At 73.9% G+C, this 19739-nt stretch carries 18 protein-coding genes; 14 read left to right on the top strand and 4 right to left on the bottom strand.

Annotated elements, in window-relative coordinates:
- Positions 1–1010: 1010 nt before the first annotated feature.
- Both O4J56_RS13070 and O4J56_RS13065 read right to left on the bottom strand, forming a co-directional pair.
- Complete coding sequence (locus O4J56_RS13070; RefSeq protein ID WP_270686018.1) at positions 1011–1598, bottom strand: hemerythrin domain-containing protein; 588 nt, start codon at positions 1596–1598, stop codon at positions 1011–1013.
- A 52-nt stretch (positions 1599–1650) separates the two neighbouring features.
- Complete coding sequence (locus O4J56_RS13065; RefSeq protein WP_270686017.1) at positions 1651–2454, bottom strand: alpha/beta fold hydrolase; 804 nt, start codon at positions 2452–2454, stop codon at positions 1651–1653.
- Between the two features lie 75 nt (positions 2455–2529).
- On the opposite strand from O4J56_RS13065, the gene O4J56_RS13060 reads away from it, so the two are divergent.
- Both O4J56_RS13060 and O4J56_RS13055 read left to right on the top strand, forming a co-directional pair.
- Positions 2530–3420: a helix-turn-helix domain-containing protein gene (locus O4J56_RS13060; protein ID WP_270686016.1), complete on the top strand. Its 891-nt coding sequence runs from the start codon at positions 2530–2532 to the stop codon at positions 3418–3420.
- Between the two features lie 61 nt (positions 3421–3481).
- Positions 3482–3904: a CBS domain-containing protein gene (locus O4J56_RS13055; protein WP_270686015.1), complete on the top strand. Its 423-nt coding sequence runs from the start codon at positions 3482–3484 to the stop codon at positions 3902–3904.
- Between the two features lie 84 nt (positions 3905–3988).
- Here O4J56_RS13055 and O4J56_RS13050 read toward each other — a convergent pair whose 3' ends face one another.
- Both O4J56_RS13050 and O4J56_RS13045 read right to left on the bottom strand, forming a co-directional pair.
- A complete protein-coding gene (locus tag O4J56_RS13050) occupies positions 3989–4396 on the bottom strand; it encodes a four-helix bundle copper-binding protein (protein WP_270686014.1) in 408 nt (135 codons plus the stop codon).
- A 382-nt stretch (positions 4397–4778) separates the two neighbouring features.
- The gene (locus O4J56_RS13045; RefSeq protein ID WP_270686013.1) at positions 4779–6356 is read right to left on the bottom strand and encodes a PucR family transcriptional regulator; all 1578 of its coding nucleotides are present in this window, start codon (positions 6354–6356) and stop codon (positions 4779–4781) included.
- A gap of 224 nt (positions 6357–6580) precedes the next feature.
- Between O4J56_RS13045 and O4J56_RS13040 the strand changes: the two genes are divergently transcribed.
- From O4J56_RS13040 to O4J56_RS12985, 12 genes are all read left to right on the top strand, one after another.
- Complete coding sequence (locus O4J56_RS13040) at positions 6581–7468, top strand: FAD binding domain-containing protein (protein ID WP_270686012.1); 888 nt, start codon at positions 6581–6583, stop codon at positions 7466–7468.
- A complete protein-coding gene (locus O4J56_RS13035) occupies positions 7459–7977 on the top strand; it encodes a (2Fe-2S)-binding protein (RefSeq protein ID WP_270686011.1) in 519 nt (172 codons plus the stop codon). The genes O4J56_RS13040 and O4J56_RS13035 overlap by 10 nt, the downstream gene beginning before the upstream one ends.
- Entirely contained in the window at positions 7974–9362 is a 1389-nt protein-coding gene (locus O4J56_RS13030; protein ID WP_270686010.1) for an 8-oxoguanine deaminase, read from the top strand. The genes O4J56_RS13035 and O4J56_RS13030 overlap by 4 nt, the downstream gene beginning before the upstream one ends.
- The gene (gene pucD / locus O4J56_RS13025; RefSeq protein WP_270686009.1) at positions 9362–11758 is read left to right on the top strand and encodes a xanthine dehydrogenase subunit D; all 2397 of its coding nucleotides are present in this window, start codon (positions 9362–9364) and stop codon (positions 11756–11758) included. The genes O4J56_RS13030 and pucD overlap by 1 nt, the downstream gene beginning before the upstream one ends.
- 270 nt (positions 11759–12028) lie before the next feature.
- Positions 12029–13477, top strand: coding sequence for an NCS2 family permease (locus O4J56_RS13020; RefSeq protein ID WP_270686008.1), 1449 nt, complete (start codon positions 12029–12031; stop codon positions 13475–13477).
- Between the two features lie 660 nt (positions 13478–14137).
- A complete protein-coding gene (locus tag O4J56_RS13015; protein ID WP_270686007.1) occupies positions 14138–14443 on the top strand; it encodes a response regulator transcription factor in 306 nt (101 codons plus the stop codon).
- Positions 14444–14449: 6 nt separating this feature from the next.
- Positions 14450–15370: an LLM class flavin-dependent oxidoreductase gene (locus tag O4J56_RS13010; protein ID WP_270686006.1), complete on the top strand. Its 921-nt coding sequence runs from the start codon at positions 14450–14452 to the stop codon at positions 15368–15370.
- A 278-nt stretch (positions 15371–15648) separates the two neighbouring features.
- A complete protein-coding gene (locus O4J56_RS13005; RefSeq protein ID WP_270686005.1) occupies positions 15649–15831 on the top strand; it encodes a plantaricin C family lantibiotic in 183 nt (60 codons plus the stop codon).
- Entirely contained in the window at positions 15746–16054 is a 309-nt protein-coding gene (locus O4J56_RS13000; RefSeq protein WP_270686021.1) for a plantaricin C family lantibiotic, read from the top strand. Before O4J56_RS13005 ends, O4J56_RS13000 begins: the two co-directional genes overlap by 86 nt.
- 39 nt (positions 16055–16093) lie before the next feature.
- Entirely contained in the window at positions 16094–16261 is a 168-nt protein-coding gene (locus O4J56_RS12995) for a hypothetical protein (RefSeq protein WP_270686004.1), read from the top strand.
- A 109-nt stretch (positions 16262–16370) separates the two neighbouring features.
- Entirely contained in the window at positions 16371–19361 is a 2991-nt protein-coding gene (locus O4J56_RS12990) for a type 2 lanthipeptide synthetase LanM family protein (RefSeq protein ID WP_270686003.1), read from the top strand.
- Between the two features lie 124 nt (positions 19362–19485).
- Positions 19486–19704, top strand: coding sequence for a class II lanthipeptide, LchA2/BrtA2 family (locus O4J56_RS12985; protein WP_270686002.1), 219 nt, complete (start codon positions 19486–19488; stop codon positions 19702–19704).
- Positions 19705–19739: the final 35 nt, after the last annotated feature.

Here is a 19739-nt window from a genome sequence, read left to right as displayed (position 1 = left end):
CGGGGAAGTCGGGCTTATCGTGTCCGGTTTAACCCCGAGTTCCCCGAGATCATCGAGGGGAGGGCCGTCCGGGCGGCGCATACCGGGCATATCGGGTAGCGGGAGAGGGGGCGGGCATCCTGTGTCGTGAAACCGACGCTTTTTGGCGGATCAGGTGTCGATATCACCACCCAGGTTTGCCCCAGGGGGCCCGGGGTGCCCGGAAGGCGGGTTCCCGTCGATCCCATACCGGCACGGCGCCCGGTTTGTACGGTTTCCAGTGAGCCGGACTCCTCCCGCGCCCCGTTCGACGCCCGGAGCGGCCTCGCGGGCGGCGCGGGTGCACGGTCATCGCGACACCAGAACGGGATTCGGTTCCAGAAGGGCCTTAAACGGCACATCGGAGCCGTTTGTCGGGCCCGGTGTTACCGCGTGTAGTCGATATCGGCCCCCTCGGGGCCTTGGATGCGCGGCTGGTACGACCGGTCGACCGCACACCCACCCCGGACGGCGGTCCGGGCAGCCCAAACGGGCACGAACCGGGCATTCTGTTCCCGAATCCCGTTCTGGTACGGCCATGTTCGTCGCCCCGGGTCCTGCGCGGGTGTCGCCGAGCGCCCTCGCCGCCCCTTCTCACCCTTAACGCGGAGTGTTCACCCAGGTCACGCAACTGCCGGGGTTCGCGGGGCGCGTCCGAAGGACGTCCCGGGCGACGAAGAGCGCGAACCCTGCCCACCGCGTCCCCTTCCCGGACCGCCCGGGGCCTGCCGCCCGGCAGGCGGGGCCGGGGAAGCGCCCGGCTGTCGCCGTCGCTGCCCGTCACGGTGACCACGCACACGCGCCGCGCCCGACAGCGCTGCGCCGAGGGCCGCCGACCTCTCCTCGTCGCCGCCCTCCACCCCACACCCCGGCGGCCCGCCTCCCGGCCGGGGTCCTTGAGCGGGGTACCAGCCGAGCCGCCCCTCCCCGAGATCAGGAGCAATGAGCAGGAGGGGGAGGACGCGCCGGGCCGACAGGCGCCATCACCGCACTCATCCGCCTCGCTGGGAGAGGAAGTCGCGCACCCGGTCGGCCACTCCTATCCACGGTGTGACCAGTGCCTTCAGCGGCCGGGCGTCGGGGACTCCGGGGTGCGGGCGGGTGGGGGCCAGCGCACGGGCGGTCGGTACCTGCTCGCCGATGCGCAGGCGCTCGTCCTCGGTGATGTCGCGGGCGAACCGGCGGAAGAGGAGGGACTCCTGCTCGGCCGCGTGCCACCGCACGCCGTCGGCCAGCAGCCGCAGCAGGTGGCCGAATCCGGGGTCGGATCCGGTCAGCCGCTCCAGGTCCTGCATCCAGCCCTCCAGCTCCCGGTGCCGGACCAGGGCCCGGTCGACGGCTCCGTCGGCGTGCACGCCCCGAAGCCGGGGGTAGAGCAGCTGCTCCTCGGTGGACAGGTGGCGCACCAGGGCCGCCACCGCCCGCTCGGCCTGCGGGCGCACCCGGGGGTCGCGCGGCCCGTCCTCGGACGCCGCCGCGCACAGGTGCGAGAAGGCGGTGCACAGCTCCCGGTGCTCGGCGGTGAGCAGGTCGATCACGTCCTGCCCGGCGCCGCCGTCGCCGGGTCCGGAAGGGATCATGCCCTCAGGTGGCTCCATGCCCGTCCGCTACCGCTGTGCCCGGCGGGCGACCTCACTGCGGGGTGACATTAGCCTTACCAGCGGCGTCCGCCAGCAGGGCGGCGGTCCGCGCCCGGTCCTCGATGAAGGGGAAGTGGCCGACGCCCGGCAGCATGTGGACGCGGGCACCCGGCACGGCGCGGTACTCGGCGGCCGAAGCCGGGCGCCACCTGGGGTCCCGGTCGCCGAACACCACCGTGAGCGGCACGCCCCGCCGTGCCAGCCGCTCCGGAAGGGCCTCCTGCTCCATGTACTCGGTGGTCGCCCGCATCGACTCGGTGAACGCCCGGTGGCTCATGCCGCGCGCGTCGTCCACGAGCTCCTGCGGGACCGGGGTGTCGGCGCGGGCGAACCCGGCGGCGACCAGGGCGCGGATCGCCTCCTCGGGCGGCGGCCAGTCGTCGGGCCCGATCGCGGGGGCCTGTGCTCCGGTGAAGGCCGCCGGCCGGGGGCCGGTGCCGATGAGGACGATCCCGGCCACCAGTCCGGGCCGCTCCTCGGCCAGCGCGGTGGCGACCGCCCCACCGGAGGAGTGCCCCACGGCCACCACGCGCCCGACACCGAGCAGGTCCAGGGCGCGGCCCACCCTGCGCGCCTGCCGGGGGACCGCGTAGCCGCCGGCGGACGGCTCCCCGGACCGGCCATGGCCGAGCAGGTCGCTCCGCAGCACGCGGTGGGCGCCGCGCAGCTCCGGGACCAGCGTGTCCCAGCAGCGCGTGGAGGAGGCCGTGCCGTGCAGGAGCAGGAGGGCGGGGGCGTCTCCGGGGCCGTCCTGGCGGATGTGGATGTCGCCGTCGTCAAGGCTCAGCATGGTCATGGCCCCACTCTGCGGCCGCACGGGGCAGGTGTATTGGACGAATGTCCCCTCCCCGGCGCTCCGTAGGATGCGGCCATGGAGTCCGTGGAGTCCGCCGCGGGCGCGCGCACCGCTCCGGCCCACTGGCGCGTGGCGCGTCCCGGGCGCCCCGTCCGGCAGGCGGGGCTCGACATGGCCGGGTTCACCGTGCCGGGTGCGGAGGCGGTCCGGATGGTCCCCCATCCGGCGGTGGCACTGTTCCTGGAGTTCGGGTCCGACCGGCCCTCCGTGGAGGTCGGGGGGCGCCGGTACCGGGGCAGTGTGGCCGCGGGGCCGGGAGCCGGGTCGGGAGGAGGGGTCATGGCATGGGGGCGGCACGTCGAATGCCTGCAGGTACGGCTCTCCCCGGCGCTCGCGCGCGCGGTGCTGGGCGTGCCCCCGGGCGGGCTGGAGGGGGCGGTGGCCCTCCTCGACGACCTGTGGGGCGCGGAGGCGGGCCGGATCCGGGAGCGGCTGGCCGCCGCGCCCTCCTGGCGGGGGCGGTTCGCCCTCGCCGAGGAGTTCGTGGCCCGCCGGTGCGCTGCGGCGCGCCCCGCGGAGCCGGAGGTGGCGTGGGCCTGGTCGCGGATCGCGGCCGCCCGGGGCAGGGTGCGGGTCGAGGCGCTCGCGGCGGAGGTCGGCTGGAGCCGCAAGCGCCTGTGGTCCCGGTTCCGGTCCCAGATCGGCCTGCCGCCCAAGCGCGCCGCCGCGCTGGTGCGCTTCGACCGCTCCGCGCACCGTCTGGCCGAAGGCGGCCCCCCGGCCCAGGTCGCCGCCGAGTGCGGCTACTTTGACCAGTCCCATCTGCACCGGGAGGTGGCGGCGTTCGCCGGGGAGCCCCCGTCCGCCCTGGCCGGGGAACCGTGGCTGCGGGTGGACGGCCGGGCCTGGCCGGGCGCGGCGCACGGCGGGCGCCCCCGCGGGTTTCAAGCGCCCCGGACCTGGTAGCGGAAGGGCGATGCCCCCGCGCAGGTCAGGCGCGGGGCGAACTCCAGGGAAGGAGTCCACCATGGCCGAGACCGTTCGCGAGGTCATGACGACCCCGCCCTATACCGTCGCTCCCGGGACGCCGCTGCGCGACGTCGCCCGGATCATGCGCGACAAGGAGGTCGGGGACGTCCTCATCGCGCAGGACGGCCGACTGCACGGGCTGGTCACCGACCGCGACATCACGGTGCGCTGCGTCGCCGAGGGGGCGGACTGCTCCACCGAGACGGTCGACCGGTCGTTCACCGGGCAGACGGTGACCGTCGGCCCGGACACGCGCGTGACCGAGGCCGTGCGGCTGATGCGCGAGCACAGCATCCGCCGGCTCCCTGTCGTCGAAGAGGACCGCCCGCTGGGCGTGGTGTCCTTGGGCGACCTGGCGCTGGAGCGGGACCCGAGGTCGGCGCTGGCCGACATCAGCGCGGCCGAGCCCAACAACATGTGACGGTGTCGGCGACAGAGCGGCACAGAGCGGCGGGGGCCGCCCTTGGACGGGGCGGCCCCCGCGTGTGGTCTGCCCCTTCGCCGGTCATCCGATGCGCGCCATCAGGCGGGTGCAGGCGTCCTCGCACAGCATGCAGGTGTCGGCGCACAAGGCGCAGTGCTCGTGCCGGTCGGCGTGGCGGCGGCACTCCTCGGCGCAGGCGCGGCAGTACTCGGCGCACACCGACAGCAGGGCGCGCTGCATCAGCGGGTCGGCGGCGGTGCGCCGGGACAGGACCTTCAGGGTCGCGTCGCACACGTCCGCGCAGTCCTGGTTCATCCTGACGCACGGCACCAGGTCCACCGCGTCGCGCTCGCCCAGGCACGCGTCGGCACAGGCGACACACGCCTGCGCGCAGGCGGCCAGGCGTTCGATGGCTGAGGAGAGGAGTTCGGCGTCCCCCACGACGTCGCGCGGGTGGGTCCGCAGGAACTCCTGGGTCTGGGTGGGCATCGGGTCCTCCTCGGCTCGGTTCCCCGTCTCGGGTCCGCTACCTGCGGGGACCGCGGGTAAACACCGCCGGGGCCTCCCCCGGGCCGAAGGCGGGCGGCGCCCTCGCTCCTGGTGCCCGGCCCGCCGCTCGAACGGGCCGGGCACCGGCCGTCCTCCGCTGGATCCCCCCTGTGGCCCACCTCGGGGGCACCGGGGCACCCCCCCAGAACCCCGGCGCCGCGCCCGAGGCGGCGTGCACCCGGGCGGAGGTCCGGGTGGAGGCGGGGGCGCCGGGTCACCGCCCCTCGCGCCTCGTCCCGGGCCCTAACCCGCTGCGGGCGGGAGCATGCACACCCCGCCGAGAAATTCTGTGGAACCGCGCCCGCCGGGCGGCCGGCCGCCGTCAGCCGCGCAGGCGCAGGGCCAGGAACAGGTCGACCCGGTGGTCCAGGCGGCTCAGGTCGCGCCCGGTCAGCTCCTCCACCCTGCCGATGCGGTAGCGCAGCGTGTTGACGTGCACGTGCATCGCCGACGCGCACCGCTGCCAGGACCCCGAGTGCTCCAGGAACCGCTCCAGGGTCTCCACCAGGTCCGAGCGGTGGTCCCGGTCGTAGGCCAGCAGCGGCCCCAGCAGCCGCTCCCGGTAGGAGGCCCGCACCTCCTCGGGGACCGAGGCCAGCAGCAGCTCGTGCGAGTCGATCTCGGCCCCGGCGATCACCTGGGCCCTCCCCCGGCGCAGCCCCGCCAGCCTGCGCGCGTGCCGCGCCTCGGCCGCCGCCCCGCGCAGGTCGCCCAGCTCGCGCGGGGTCGAGCAGATGCCCACCGCCAGGCTGTAGTCGACCAGCCCCGGCTCCAGGGCCCGCGCCCCGCGCTCCAGCTCGGCGTGCAGCCCCTCGGCGGCGCGGGCGCCCTCCTCGGCCGCGTCCGGCACCGGCACCACCGCCAGCACGTCGCCCTCCCCGGTGACCACCGCACCGGGCCGCTCGGCCAGCAGCTCGCCCAGCACCCGGCGGGCCAGGTCGGGCAGGCGCGGCTCGGGGGCCAGGGCGGCGCTGACCACCACGTGCCCGCGGCCGGGCCCCGGCTCGGCGCCCGCGGCGCGCAGCAGCGCCTCGACCTCCTCCAGGCGCTGCTCCTCCACCAGCCGGGGAAGCGCCTCGGCGTGCCGGGCGTCGTTGAGCGCCCGCTCCTCCTCCCGGCTGCGGGCCAGCACCGCGATGGAGGCCAGCTCGGCGACGGCCTCGTGGACCTCCTCCTCCCAGTCCTCGTGGCGGCCCTCGCACACCAGCAGCCACCCCGCCAGCGGGTGGGAGTCGCGGGTCTGCACCGGCATCACGGTCAGCTCGCGCCCGGACCCCCCGCCGCCGGGCAGCGCCGTGCTGCGCGGGAACGACGGCCAGGACAGGGCGCGGGCGGCCAGTTCGGCTCGGGCCTGCCCGCCCAGGCCGGGGCCCGCGGCGGCGACCGCGCGGCCGGTGCTGGAGAGCACCCAGGCGCGCAGCCGCGCCTGCTCGGCGGCCGTGGCGAACACGGCGGGGAAGTCGGCCCCGGCGGCGACCTCGGCCATCATCCGGCGGTGCCGGTCCCGGTTCTCGGCGATGGTGGTGAAGCGGCGCCGGTTGATCAGCCGCAGCACCTCCTCGGTGACCGCGCCGAAGGACGTCTCGGCGGGCACCTCCAGCAGCGGGACGCCGTGCCGGGCGCAGGCCTCGACCAGGTCTCGGGGGACCTCGCCCAGGGCGGTCCCGGCGCCCACGGCGGCCGCCCCCGCCTCGGCCACCGAGGACACGAACACCTCCGAGTCCTCTGGGCCGGTCCGCCACATCATGCCGGTGAGGACCAGCTCGCCGCCGGTCAGGTAGCGGGCGGGCCGCAGCAGGTCGGTGGTGTAGGCCCAGCGGATCGAGCGGTGGGCCTGGTCGGCTCCGCTCAGGAAGCGCAGCCTCAGCCGGGGGATGGAGACAAGTTCGCCGAGCCGCATGGAGTCCCTTCGTCTGGCGCCGCGGCGGGCCGCGACGCGGCCACGTTAACCCACGACGGGTTGTTGGAGGAAACAACAAAGCACCACCCGCGACCAGGGCTCCGGTTCATGGGTTCACCGGGTGGTCGCGCCGCGTTCCCCAGTGTTGTACTTCACATACACACCCGGCGTAGACCACACGGCGAACGGCGCGACCGTCCGCCCGCGCAACGACGAGGACGAGTATGGACTTCCTGCGCCCTTCCACGTTGGAGGAAGCGCTTGCCGCCAAGAGCGCGCACCCCGACGCGGTCCCGATCATGGGCGGCACCGACGTCATGGTCGAGCTGAACTTCGACAAGCACCGGCCCGGGGCCCTGATCGACCTGACCCGCGTGCCCGAGCTGGCCCAGTGGGGACCGGACGGCGACGGGGTGCGCCTCGGCGCGGGCGTGCCCTACACCCGGATCATCTCCGAGGTGGGCGAGCGCGCCCCGGCGCTGGCGCAGGCCTCCCGGTCGGTGGCCTCGCCGCAGATCCGCAACCGCGGCACGGTCGGCGGCAACCTGGGCGGGGCCTCCCCCGCCGGGGAGTCGCACCCGGTGCTGCTGGCCACCGACGCGGTCATCGAGCTGGCGTCGGTGCGCGGCACCCGGCGGGTCCCGGCGCGCGAGTTCTACCTGGGGCTGCGCCGCACCGCCCGGCAGGACGACGAGCTGATCACCGCGGTGCTGCTGCCCCGCCCGGCCGGGCCGCAGCACTTCTCCAAGATCGGCACCCGCAACGCCATGGTGATCGCGGTGGCCAACTTCAGCCTGGCCCTGGACGCCGGCAAGCGGACCGTGGGCACCGGCCTGGGGTCGGTGGCGCCGACCCCGATCCGCGCCGAGGAGGCCGAGGAGTTCCTGGCCGGGGAGTTCGACTGGGACGGCGGCGCCGTGCTGGACGAGGCCGTGGTGCGCCGCTTCGGCGAGCTGGTGTCCTCGGTCGCCCGCCCCATCGACGACCAGCGGGGGTCGGCCGACTACCGCCGCCACGCCGTGGGCGTGATGGCGCGCCGCGCCCTTTCCTGGTCGGTCACCGACTACCGCAAGAGCCTGCAGGACCCGAGGGGAGACGCCCGATGCGCGTGACGTTCACCGTCAACGGAGAGCAGGTCAGCGCCGACGACGTGTGGGCCGGTGAGAGCCTGCTGTACGTGCTGCGCGAGCGCCTGGGCCTGCCGGGCAGCAAGAACGCCTGCGAGCAGGGCGAGTGCGGCTCGTGCACGGTCTACCTGGACGGCGTGACCGCCTGTTCGTGCATGGTCGCCGCCGGGCAGGCCGAGGGGCGCGACGTGCGCACCGTCGAGGGCCTGGCCGACAAGCAGGGCGAGGGCGACGAGAAGCGCCTGGGCACGGTCCAGGAGGCGTTCGTGGAGATGGGCGCGGTGCAGTGCGGCTTCTGCACCCCCGGCCTGCTGGTGCAGACCGACGACCTCATCGCCCGCACCGTGGGCGCCGGCAAGGGCGTGCCCGAGGACTCCGAGATCCGCGAGGCGCTGGCCGGCAACCTGTGCCGGTGCACCGGCTACGAGAAGATCATCGACGCGGTGCGCGTGGCCGCCGAGCGCGAGTCCGCCAAGGCGGGCGGTGCCGCATGACCGGGTCGACCAGCGGCGCGGACGGCGCGGGGACCGGGACCGTCGTCATCGACGGCGCCTACATCGCCACGGTGGGCGGCGCCGAGTACGCCGCCGGGCACATCGTGGCCGAGAACGGGCGCATCACCCGCGTGGGCTCGGGCGCCGCGCCCGACATCCCCGGGGCGCTGCGCGTGGACGGCCGCGGCTGCGTTGCCACGCCCGGCCTGGTGAACACGCACAACCACCTGTACCAGTGGGCCACCCAGGGGCTGTTCGCCGACGGCACCCTGTTCGAGTGGCTGGTGGGCTCCTACGAGATCTGGCACCGGCTGGACGCCGAGGTGGTCTCCGGCACCACCACCGCGGGCACCGCCTGGCTGGCGCTGTCGGGCTGCACCACCGCCTCGGACCACCACTACATCTACCCGGCCGGGCGCGGCGACATCGCCGCCGCCGAGGTGGAGGCGGCCCGCCGGGTCGGCATCCGCCTGGACCTGGCCCGCGGGTCGATGGACCGGGGGCACTCCCAGGGCGGGCTGCCGCCGGACTCGGTGGTGGAGACCCTCCAGGGGGCCCTGGAGGGCACCGCCGCGGCCATCGACGCCCACCACGACCCCTCGCCCGGGTCGATGACCCGGGTGGCGGTGGCGCCCTGCTCGCCGTTCTCGGTCAGCAGCGAGCTGATGCGCGGCGCCGCCGAGCTGGCGCGCGCCAAGGGCGTGCGGCTGCACACCCACCTCGCCGAGACCCTCGACGAGGAGGAGAAGTGCGCCGCCGAGTTCGGCTGCACCCCGGTGGAGTACGCCGAGAAGCTGGGCTGGCTGGGCGAGGACGTGTGGTTCGCCCACGCGGTGCACCTGTCGGACGCGGCCATCGCGCGCATCGCCGAGACCGGCACCGGCGTGGCGCACTGCCCCACCTCCAACGCCCGGCTGGGCGCGGGCATCTGCCGCACCACCGAGCTGCTGGCCGCCGGTGCGCCGGTGGGCCTGGGCGTGGACGGCCCCGCCTCCAGCGAGCTGACCCCGCTGGCGGGCGAGATGCACCAGGCGCTGCTGATGGCGCGCGCCCGCAAGGGGCCTCAGGCGCTCAGCGCCCGGCAGGCCCTGCACATGGCCACCCTGGGCGGCGCCCGGGTGCTCGGCCGCCAGGACGAGCTGGGCTCGCTGGAGGAGGGCAAGCTCGCCGACATCGCGCTGTGGCGCATCGACGGCTTCGGCTACGACGTGATCGACGACCCGGTGGTGGCCCTGACCTTCGGCCCGGTCCCGCCGCTGGAGCGGCTGCTGGTCGGCGGCCGCACCGTGGTCGAGCGCGGCGAGCTGCGCACCGTCTCCCACGGCGAGGCCGCCGAGGCCGGCCGCGCCGCCCACCGACGACTGACCCAGGAGGTGAGCCGGTGATGTCCGGCACGACGACCCGGGCCCCGGGCGACCTGTCCAGCACCACCCGGGACGGTGTGGGGGCCAGCCCCCGCCGCCCCGACGGCACGCTCAAGGTCACCGGCGAGTTCGCCTACTCCTCCGACATGTGGATGGAGGACATGCTCTGGGGGATGACGCTGCGCAGCCCCCACCCGCACGCCCGGATCCTGGGCATCGACATCACCGAGGCGCTCAAGGTGCCGGGGGTGCACGCGGTCCTCACCCACGAGGACGTGCCCGGGCAGAAGCGCTACGGGCTGGAGTACGAGGACCAGCCGGTGCTCGCCTACGACAAGGTGCGCTACAAGGGCGAGCCGGTGGCGATCGTGGCCGCCGACCACCCCGAGACCGCGCGCCGCGCCCTGGAGCGCGTCAAGGTCGACTACGAGGTGCTGGACCCGGTCAGCGACTCGCGGCGGGCCGCCTTCGACCCCGAGTGCCCCCTGGTGCACGAGGACGGGTCGCTGCCGGTGCACGAGGAGTACAACCAGCACGGCAACGTCGTGCGCCACCAGCCGATCCGCACCGGCGCCTTCACCGGCGGCGCCCCCCTGGAGGAGCTGCGCGCCCGGGCGGCCGCGGTGGTGTCCACCGAGTACGAGGTGGGCATGCAGGACCAGGCCTTCCTCGGCCCCGAGTCGGGCATGGCCGTGCCCGCCGAGGACGGGGGCGTGGACCTGTACATCGCCACCCAGTGGCTGCACGTCGACCAGCGCCAGATCGCCCCGGCCCTGGGCCTGCCCCAGGACAAGGTGCGGCTGACCCTGGCCGGGGTGGGCGGGGCGTTCGGCGCCCGCGAGGACCTGTCCATGCAGATCCACGCGTGCATGCTGGCCCTGCACACCGGCCGCCCGGTGAAGATCGTGTACAACCGCGAGGAGTCGTTCTACGGCCACGTGCACCGGCACCCGGCCAAGATGCGCTTCGAGCACGGCGCCGAGGCGGACGGCACGCTGCTGTACGCCACCCTGGAGATCATCGTCGACGGCGGGGCCTACGCCTCGGCGACCCCGGCGGTGGTGGGCGTGGCCTCCTCGCTGGGCATCGGCCCCTACGAGGTGCCCAACGTCCGGGTGGACGCCTACGGCGTGTACACCACCAACCCGCCGTGCGGGGCGATGCGCGGCTTCGGCGCGGTGCAGGCGTGCTTCGGCTACGAGTCGCAGATGGACAGGCTCGCCGCCGAGCTGGGCATGCACCCGGTGGACCTGCGCATCAAGAACGCCATGAAGCAGGGCTCGCGGATCATCACCGGCCAGCTCATGGACACGCCGCTGCCGATGGCCGAGATGCTGCAGCGCGCCAAGGACATGCCGATGCCGGTGGCCCGCGAGCAGCTTCCCGACCCCTCCGACCTGCGCACCCTTCCGGGCGGGGTGGCCAACACCACCCACGGTGAGGGCGTGGTGCGCGGCGTCGGCTACGGGGTGGGGCTGAAGAACCTGTGCTTCTCGGAGGGGTTCGACGACTACTCCACCGCCCGGGTGCGCCTGGAGCTGATCGGCGGCGAGCCGGTCGCGCTGGTGCACACCGCCGCGGCCGAGGTCGGGCAGGGCCTGGTCACCGTCAAGGGCCAGATCGCCCGCACCGAGCTGGGCGTGGAGCGGGTGACCATCCACCCCTCCGACACCCAGGTCGGCTCGGCCGGGTCGTCCTCGGCCTCCCGCCAGTCCTACATGACCGGCGGCGCCGTCAAGACGGCCTGCGAGGCGGTGCGGGCCCGCGTCTTCGAGATCGCCCGCGAGCGCGGGCTGGTCTCCCCCGGCCACCCGGACGCGGTGCTGTCGCTGCAGGGCGGCAAGCTCGTCTCGGAGACCGACGGGGTGCTGGCGCCGCTGGCCGACGTGCTGGAGGGCGGCCCGGTCGAGGAGACCCGCGAGTTCCACCACCGGCCCACGCACATGCTCGACCCCACGTTCGGCCAGGGCGACTCGCACACCCAGTTCGGGATGTGCGTGCACCGCGCCGTGGTCGACGTGGACGTGGAGCTGGGCCTGGTCAAGGTGGTGGCGCTGGACGCGGTGCAGGACGTCGGCAAGGTCATGCACCCCCAGCAGCTGGCCGGGCAGATCCAGGGCGGCTCCACCCAGGGGCTGGGCCTGGCGCTCATGGAGGAGATCCAGGTCAAGGACAGCCAGATCCGCAACCCGTCCTTCACCGACTACCTGATCCCCACCATTCTGGACACCCCGCCGATGCGGATCGACGTGCTGGAGCACGCCGACCCCAACGCGCCCTACGGGCTGCGCGGCGCGGGCGAGCCGCCGACGCTGTCGTCGACACCGGCGATCGTGGCGGCGGTGCGGGACGCCACCGGGCGCGCGCTGACGCACGCCCCGGTGCGCCCTGAGGACATCGTGGGCATCGAGCTGTAGCGCCCCCGATCCTGCCCGTCCCGGTCCGCCGGCGCCCTCGGTGCCGGGACGGGCAGCCTCCGGACCCAGGAGGCACGCGAGAAGAGGAGAACACGGGGCCTGGGCCCACGCGGCGGTAACGTGGCCGCCCGCGGGCGCGGGGCCCCGCACCGGCCCCCTGTGCACGCGCCTCGTCCGGGCGCACCCACAGGTGGTCACAGAAAGTAACCGACCCCCCGCACGCGGTACCGGGCAGGGCAGGCCCGGACCCGACTCCCTCCAGGAGGGGACATGACTCGACTCGACGCGAAGGGGCCCACGCCCGACCCGGCGACGGCCTCCAGGACCGATCGATCCTGGCTCGACCGGTTCTTCTTCGTGACCGAACGCGGCTCCACCTACGGGCGCGAGATCCGCGGAGGCCTGACCACCTTCATGGCCATGGCCTACATCATCGTCCTGAACCCGATCGTGCTCAGCGGGGCGCAGGACGTCAACGGATACGCTCCCACCTTCGAGCAGCTCACCACGATGACCGCGCTGTCTGCGGGCATCGTCACCATCCTGATGGGCGTGCTGGGCCGGGCGCCCATCGCGCTGGCCGCCGCCCTGGGCGTCATGGCGGTGGTGGCCTACCAGGCGGTCCCCCAGATGACCTGGCCGCAGGCGATGGGCCTGGTGGTCTGGCAGGGCATCGCCATCATCCTGATGGTGGTCACCGGGGTGCGCACCGCGGTGATGAACGCGCTGCCGCACAACCTCAAGCTCGCCATCGGGGTGGGCATCGGCATGTTCGTCGCGCTGATCGGGCTGGCCAACGCCGGGTTCGTCAGCGCGGGCGAGGGCAGCCTGCTGCAGCTGGGCACCACCGGACACCTGGCCGGGTGGCCCGTGGTGGTGTTCATCATCGGGCTGCTGGTCTCGGCGGTCCTGCTGGCCCGCAACGTGCCCGGGGCGATCTTCTACGGGATCGTCACCGCCACCGCCATCGCCGTGGCCGTCACCTACGTGTTCCGGCTCGGCGACGAGACCTGGGGCGGCTCGGCGCCGCGGCTGCCCGAGACGCTGTTCACCGCACCCGACTTCAGCCTGTTCTTCCAGGTCGACCTGTTCGGGGCATGGACCCAGGCGGGTCCGGCCAGCGCGGCGGTCATCCTGTTCACGCTGATCCTGGCCGGGTTCTTCGACGCGCTGGGCACCGTGCTGGCGGTGGGCAACAAGGCGGGGCTGACCGACGAGAACGGGCAGATGCCGCGCACCAACCAGATCCTGGGCACCGACGGCGCCGGCGCCGTGGTGGGCGGGCTGACCAGCTCCTCGGCCACCCTGGTGTTCGTGGAGTCCACGGCGGGCGTCAGCGAGGGCGCCCGGACCGGCCTGGCGAGCCTGGTCACCGGCGGGCTGTTCCTGCTGGCGATCCTGTTCTCCCCGGTGTTCGGGATGGTCCCGGGCCAGGCGGCCTCGTGCGCCCTGGTGCTGGTGGGGGCCATGATGATGATGGGCGTGGGCGCCATCGACTGGAGCGACATCTCCATCGCGATCCCGGCGTTCCTGACCATCGCCCTGATGCCGTTCACCTACGACATCGCCACCGGCATCGGGGCGGGCATCGTCGCCTACACCATCATCAAGACCGCCGTCGGCAAGTACCGCGAGGTGGGCTGGCTGATGTGGATCCTGACCGCGGTGTTCGCCGCCGACTTCGCCATGGCGGGAATCGAGCACCTTCTGGGCCTGTAGCCCCCGGCCCTCTCCCCCACCCCCCATGCGGCGCCCGTGCCCGGAGTCCCCTCCGGCCACGGGCGCCGCCCGTCGTTCGGGGCCCACGCCCGGCCCCGACACCGGCCGGGGCCGATCCGACCTCGGATTTTCACCCTGGATCGAAAGAGTTTGCTTCAGAGCGAGACACGTAACTACCGTGCCGTTCGCCTTCCGGTATCTCGGCCGGAACGGCGGGTGTCCTCCCGCCCGCCGTCGACCGAGGGATCGGGCACCACCGACAAGAGAACGACCAACGCCCACCACGCACGGTATCCCCACGACTGCGAACCCCGGCCCCGTTCGCGCCTCCTCTGATGGGTCCCCGCATCGACGGGTGCGACGGAACCGGCCCCCGGGAGCGCGGGACAGGGCGGTAGGCGCCACCCCGCTGTGCAGCCGCAGGCGCCGCGAGCCCTTGTCCTTCCCCGGTCCCGACCGGGATTCCGCGGACCGTCTCAACCGTGAATCGAGGCCCATCCCCCGCCAGGACGCTCCGCCCCCCTTCCCCCATGCATGGGAACGCTCCCATTCGTGCCCTCGTCCCCACGGCGCGGTCTCCCCGCTCGGCCCGCCCCGAGAGGCGCGATCGGACCGGGGCGTGCGGACCGCCGCACAACAGAAACGGACAGGGACACACGAGTGCAGACCCCACCACGCTCGCCCTTCGCAGGACCCCCGCTCCACCCCGAAGCGGTCGAGGACCTGACCCGGCGCGAGCTCCAAGTCCTGCTGCTGGTCGCCTCCGGGTGCTCCAACCGGGAGATCAGCAGGAGGATGACCGTGACCGAGCGGACGGTCAAAGCCCACATCACCCGGATATTCGAGAAGCTCGACGTGGAGTCGCGCGTCCAGGCCGCCCTGACCTTCATCGTGAGCAGGTGCCCGGCGTGCTCCGCCCGGTTCTCCCACGACCGGGCCGCGGCCGACACGGTACGGGAGGCCTGATCCCCGATGCGCGTGTCCCTCCTCTTCCCCCACACCCCGCTGGACGCCGACGAGGTCCGCCCCTTCGCCGACCTGGTCCGCCTCCGCGACGCCCACCGGCTCTGGATGGGGACCTCGCCGCAGGGCGACCCCCTGCCGGCGCTGGCCTACCTCGCCGGAGCGGGGTACCGCGTCCCCGTAGGGACATCGGTACAGCTCACGCCGTTGCGCCACCCCTTCCAGGCGGCGGCCGACGCCCGGGCACTGTCCCTGCTGACCGGCCGCCCGGTGGTGGCGGGGTTCGGTGCGGGCACCCCCGAGGTCATCGCCCACCTCCTGGGCCGCCCCTATGAGCGCCCGGCCGCGGCGGTGCGCGACTACCTCGCCGAGGTCCGCAGGTACCTGGACGGCGGCGACGCGCTCCTCGCGAAGACCGACCACCCGCGCGTCGAGCTGGCCGCGGGGGTCCTGCGGCCCGGCATGGCGCGGGCCGCGGCCGGCGTCGCCGACGCGGCCGTGACGTGGATGACCCCGCCGGAGTACCTTCGCGATGCCGTCGTCCCGGCGTTGGGCGGCGGCACGGATCGGCCGCCCCGGCTGGTGACCGTGGTGCACGCGGCCGTCCGGAGACCGGGCCGCGACGCACGTGCGCTGGCCTTCGAGGCGGCGCAGGGGCACCTGTCCGCCGGACACTACGTCGACATGCTGAACCGGGCGGGCCTACGCGTCAGTGCCGCCGACCCGTGGGAGGGGGCCGGGCGGCTCGTCGACGGCGGCGTCTTCCTCTACGGCTCCGCCGCGGAGGTGGCCGAGGGATTGAAAGGCTACGCCGCCGCAGGCGCCGACGAGGTCGTCATCAATCCCGCCGGTGCCACGGCCACCGAGAACGTCCGCTCAGGAGCCGAAGACGCGGCCGAAATCCTCGCCGAATTCCACGACCAACGGTAATACTCCACGGACGCCCTGTCACCCGCGCCGGGATCCCCTCTCCCTGAAGTACACCTCCCGAAAGTACAGGCCCCTAAAGTCCACTGGAACCCGCATTCCGGTTCCGACAGGATCTCTCCTGTCGGAACCGGGAACAAAAGGCCCGGTCCGCACCGGAGCCGCCATCCCGAGGGCGGCGGGGCCCGAACGACCGTCGGGCCCTCTTCTCCGGAGCGGAACCGCCGCCCCCGCGCTCCGCCATTCGATGCGAATACGCCGAGAGACCGGAGGGCCATACCATGACGAACCCGAATGCGGGAATCCTTGAGGAGATCGGCGAGCAGGGCCTGGCGCAGATCGCCTTCGGCGCCGACGCGCACCCGAATCCCATCACCAATCCCTCGTGCGCGACGCCGAGCATCATCCTCGGCAACCCGGGGAAGATCTGCACGCTCACCGTCGAATGCCAGGACGGCTGCTGAGAACGCCCCTTCTTCGACCGAAAACGACGAGGAGAGTTCCATGCCGAACCCGAATATCGGAATCCTGGCCGAGATCGACGACCAGAACCTCCGGGGCATCGCCTTCGGCGCCGACGCCGCCCCCAACACCATCAGCAACGGCTGCACCATCGTCATCAGCGCGGTCATCGGCAACGAAGGACGCGTCTGCACACTCACCGTCGAATGCCAGGACGGCTGCTGAGGCCGCTCCGGCCCCGTTGAACACGACGAGGAGCATTCCATGACGAACCCCAACGCCGGAATCCTGGTCGAGATCGACGACCAGAACCTCCGGGGCATCGCCTTCGGCGCCGACGCCCACCCGAACACCCTCAGCTTCACTTGCGAGGATTCCTTCACCTTCCCCATCTGCGTCACCTTCACGGAGGACGTGGGGATCTGCCCCTAGAGCAGACCACTGCAGACCGCTGCGGGCCGTGCCGTGCCCGGCAGGGCCCGCAGCACGACCCACCGCCCGGCCGCACCGGGCGGGACGATCCGAATCTGGAGTAGCCACGGTGGACGGTCATGGGGCGGACGACGCGCGCGTCGTCATCGACAAGTACCTGCCCGAACTCGATTCCGAGGATGTGCGCGAGGCCCTCGTCGAGCATCTCGTCGCGGTACCGGCCGATATCCCCGCCGACGAAGGCGAGTTCCCTCCGCCGCCCGACTACGACCCCGGCGCGGACGGCGAAGGCGGGATGCGGGACTACTACGCCCACTGGACCCGGGCCTGGTCCGACGGCCTCGCGGCCCGGATCGCCGCCTCCCCGCAGGTCGCCCCCGGCGCCGGCATCGCCGCCGGATTCATCGCCGACCAGACCGAGCGGACGGGCGCCGCGATGGTCCGCGTCCTGCTCGAAGAGCTGTACCGGCTGCGCAGCAGCGGCGGCCTGGACGGGGCGACCGCTGAGGAGCGCTACCGGAGTTTCCGCCACTGGACGAACAGCCCGGACGGCCACCGCCACCTGCTCGGCCGCTACCCCCACCTGTTCCGCTCGTGCCGCGCCCAGGTGCAGGCGGCCGCGGACCACCTGCTCGCCATCATCGGCGAGGTGGAGCGCAATCGCGCGGCCCTCGACCGCGGCATGCCCGGTGTGCGGGAGGGCAGCAGGATCACCTCGGTCCGGCTCGGGAGGGGCGACACCCACAACGGCGGCCTGTCGGTGGCCGAGATCGGGTTCGACGACGGTGGCCGGATCCTCTACAAGCCGCGGCCGGTGCAGGCCGAACGCGGCTACAACGCCTTCGTGGACTGGCTGAACCGGCGCATGGGCGCCGCCCTGCCGACCGTGCGGTACCTGCCCGCCGACGCCGGGGGTTTCAGCGCGTTCGTCGCCACGGGCCCGTTCTCCGGGACCGCCGAGGAGTACTACGGGGCCCTCGGACGCCTCGCGGGCGTGCTCTACCTGGTCAAGGGGGTCGACATCCACTTCGAGAACCTCCTCTCCTCCCCCGCGGGTCCGACCGTCATCGACGCCGAGACCCTCTTCGCCCCGCGCTGGCGCATACCCGAGACCGCCGATTCCGCCTGGATGTCCGCCGGGCGCCGCCTCAACGAGTCGGTGGCCTGCACCGGCCTACTGCCGATGGTGATGCGCCGGCCGGGCGCCGACAGCGGCATGCACGTCGGTGTCGTCGGCTACGAGGCCGGGCAGCAGGCTCCGTACCGCGCCCTGCGGGTGCGCAACCGCGGGCGCGACGACATGCACACCGAGCTCGCCACCGCCACCGCGTCCGGCCCCGGCGGGGACACCGCCGAAGGCGTCGACGAGCCGTCCCCGGCGGCCCAGCGCGACACCATCAAGCGCGAACTGCGGCGGGTGCTGGAGTTCGCGGCCCGCCACCGCTCCGAGGTTGCGGACGCCGTCGAGGAGCACCTGGCCGACGCCCGGTTCCGCTACGTCGCCGAGCCCACGGCCTTCTACGCGCAGCTGCTGCGCATGGCACGCCACCCCGAGGCCGTGGCCGACCCCCTCGTCCGCGCGGCCCTGCTGCACCGGGTGGCGCTGACCAAGGGGGCCGTCGACGACCTGACCCGCGCCGAGGCCGCCCAGCTCGCCGCGGGCGACGTGCCCTACTTCTCCTACACCGGGCGTTCGACCGCCCTGGAGGCGGACGGGGCGGTGGTGCGCGCCGACGCCTTCGAGGAGCCCCCGGCCGCCACGGTCCGCGACCGGATCCTCGCGTTGGACGAGAAGGAGATCGAGCACCAGCTGCACATGGTCGACCTGGCGTTCGTCGCGCGGCTGCCCTTGGACAAGGAGACCACCGGGTTCGCCCCGGCGGCGTCCGGCCGCCGCGCGCCCGCCGCGCCTGTGGGCCGCTCTCGACTGCTGGCCGAGGCCGTTCGCATCGGCGACGACCTGGTGGCCTCGGTCATCCACGGCGATGACGCGGACTCGCCCGCCACGTGGATCGCACCGCAGATCGCCACCCTCGACGATCTGCAGTGGAGCCCCGGCGTGCTGGGGCCCGACCTGTACAGCGGGAGCAGCGGGGCGGCACTCGTCCTGGCCGGGCTGGCGCATGCGACCGGCCGTCGGGACTTCCGGGACACCGCACTGGCCGTGCTGGACCCTCTGGAGCGGGGGTTCGCCGACGACGGCCCCGGCGGCCTTCCCTCCCCGCCCGGCGCCTACGGCGGGATCGCCGGAGTGGCCTACGCACTGGCCACGGCCAGACGCCTGCTGGGCGACGACTCCGGCGCGGGCTCCGGTGACCTGGCCGAGGCCATCGCGCGGACGCTCGACGGGTGCACCGAGCCCGACCTCGTCGGCGGCGCCGCCGGGGCACTGGCCGTCCTCCTGTCGTTGCACCGGAACTGCGCGGACGCCCGCGAGCGGAAACGCATCGCCCGTGCCGCCCGCCGGGCCGCCGACACCGAGCTGCGCCTGCTCGCCGATACCGGCCCGGACGGACGCGCCACCGGGCACACCGGGTACGCCCACGGCACCATCGGGATCGCCCCTTACCTGCTGGAGTACGCGGCGGTCTTCGGCGATGAGCGCGCCCGCGAGACGGGCCTCCTCCTCGCTCACGGCATCGCCGCCGCCCAGGACCCGGACGACCGCGACTGGCCCCGCGAATGGGGCGGGGACGAGCGCTCCTACGCCTGGTGCCACGGCGCGCCCGGTCTGCTGCTCGGGGCACTGCAGGTGGGCCGCCACGCGCCGGACGCGATCCCCGAGGACCGGATCGCCCGCATGGCGGAGCTGACGCTCACCCGCGGGTTCGGCAACAACCCCAGCTACTGCCACGGGGACCTGGGCAGCGCCGAGACCGTCCTCTTCGCCGCACGGGAGCGGCCGGACCTGTTCCCGGCGGGGACCGCCGACGGGCTCTATGAGCATCTGTTCGACGCGGTGCTGGAGCGCTATCCGAGCCGGTGGGACACGCGCTACACCTACAGCCGCAGCCTGATGCTCGGCCGCCCCGGGACGGCCTGGTCCATTCTGCGCCGCCTCGAACCGGAGGCGTTCCCCTCCCTCCTGCGGCTGGACTGACCGCCGCATCGGCGCACCCGCCCCCCTGCCGAGGGGCCTTGGGCCCTCTGGTGCGGTGCGCCGCCCACGATCGGGCACCGGCAACCGCCGGTCGCCTCCACATGGATAGAGAAGGGATACGGCCATGAGCAACCTGCCCATGGACAAGTCCACCGGATACGTCTCCGTGGACGAGCTGGTCGAACTCGCCGAGCCCCCGGCGGGCTTCGCCGGTGGTGACGCCCAGGTCCAGAGCACCCTCGCCTGCGCCATCGCCAGCGTGACCGCGGTGTCCGTCATCAGCCAGGCGGCGGGCGACAACTGCCCCAGCACCGCCTGCACGAGCCGCTGCGCGGGCACCTGACCCGCTCGGCACGCCCCCGCGCCCCGGCGCATCCG

This window comes from Nocardiopsis endophytica, from assembly GCF_027706725.1.
GTDB lineage: Bacteria > Actinomycetota > Actinomycetes > Streptosporangiales > Streptosporangiaceae > Nocardiopsis_A > Nocardiopsis_A endophytica.
This window is presented reverse-complemented; position numbering and strand designations above follow the sequence as displayed.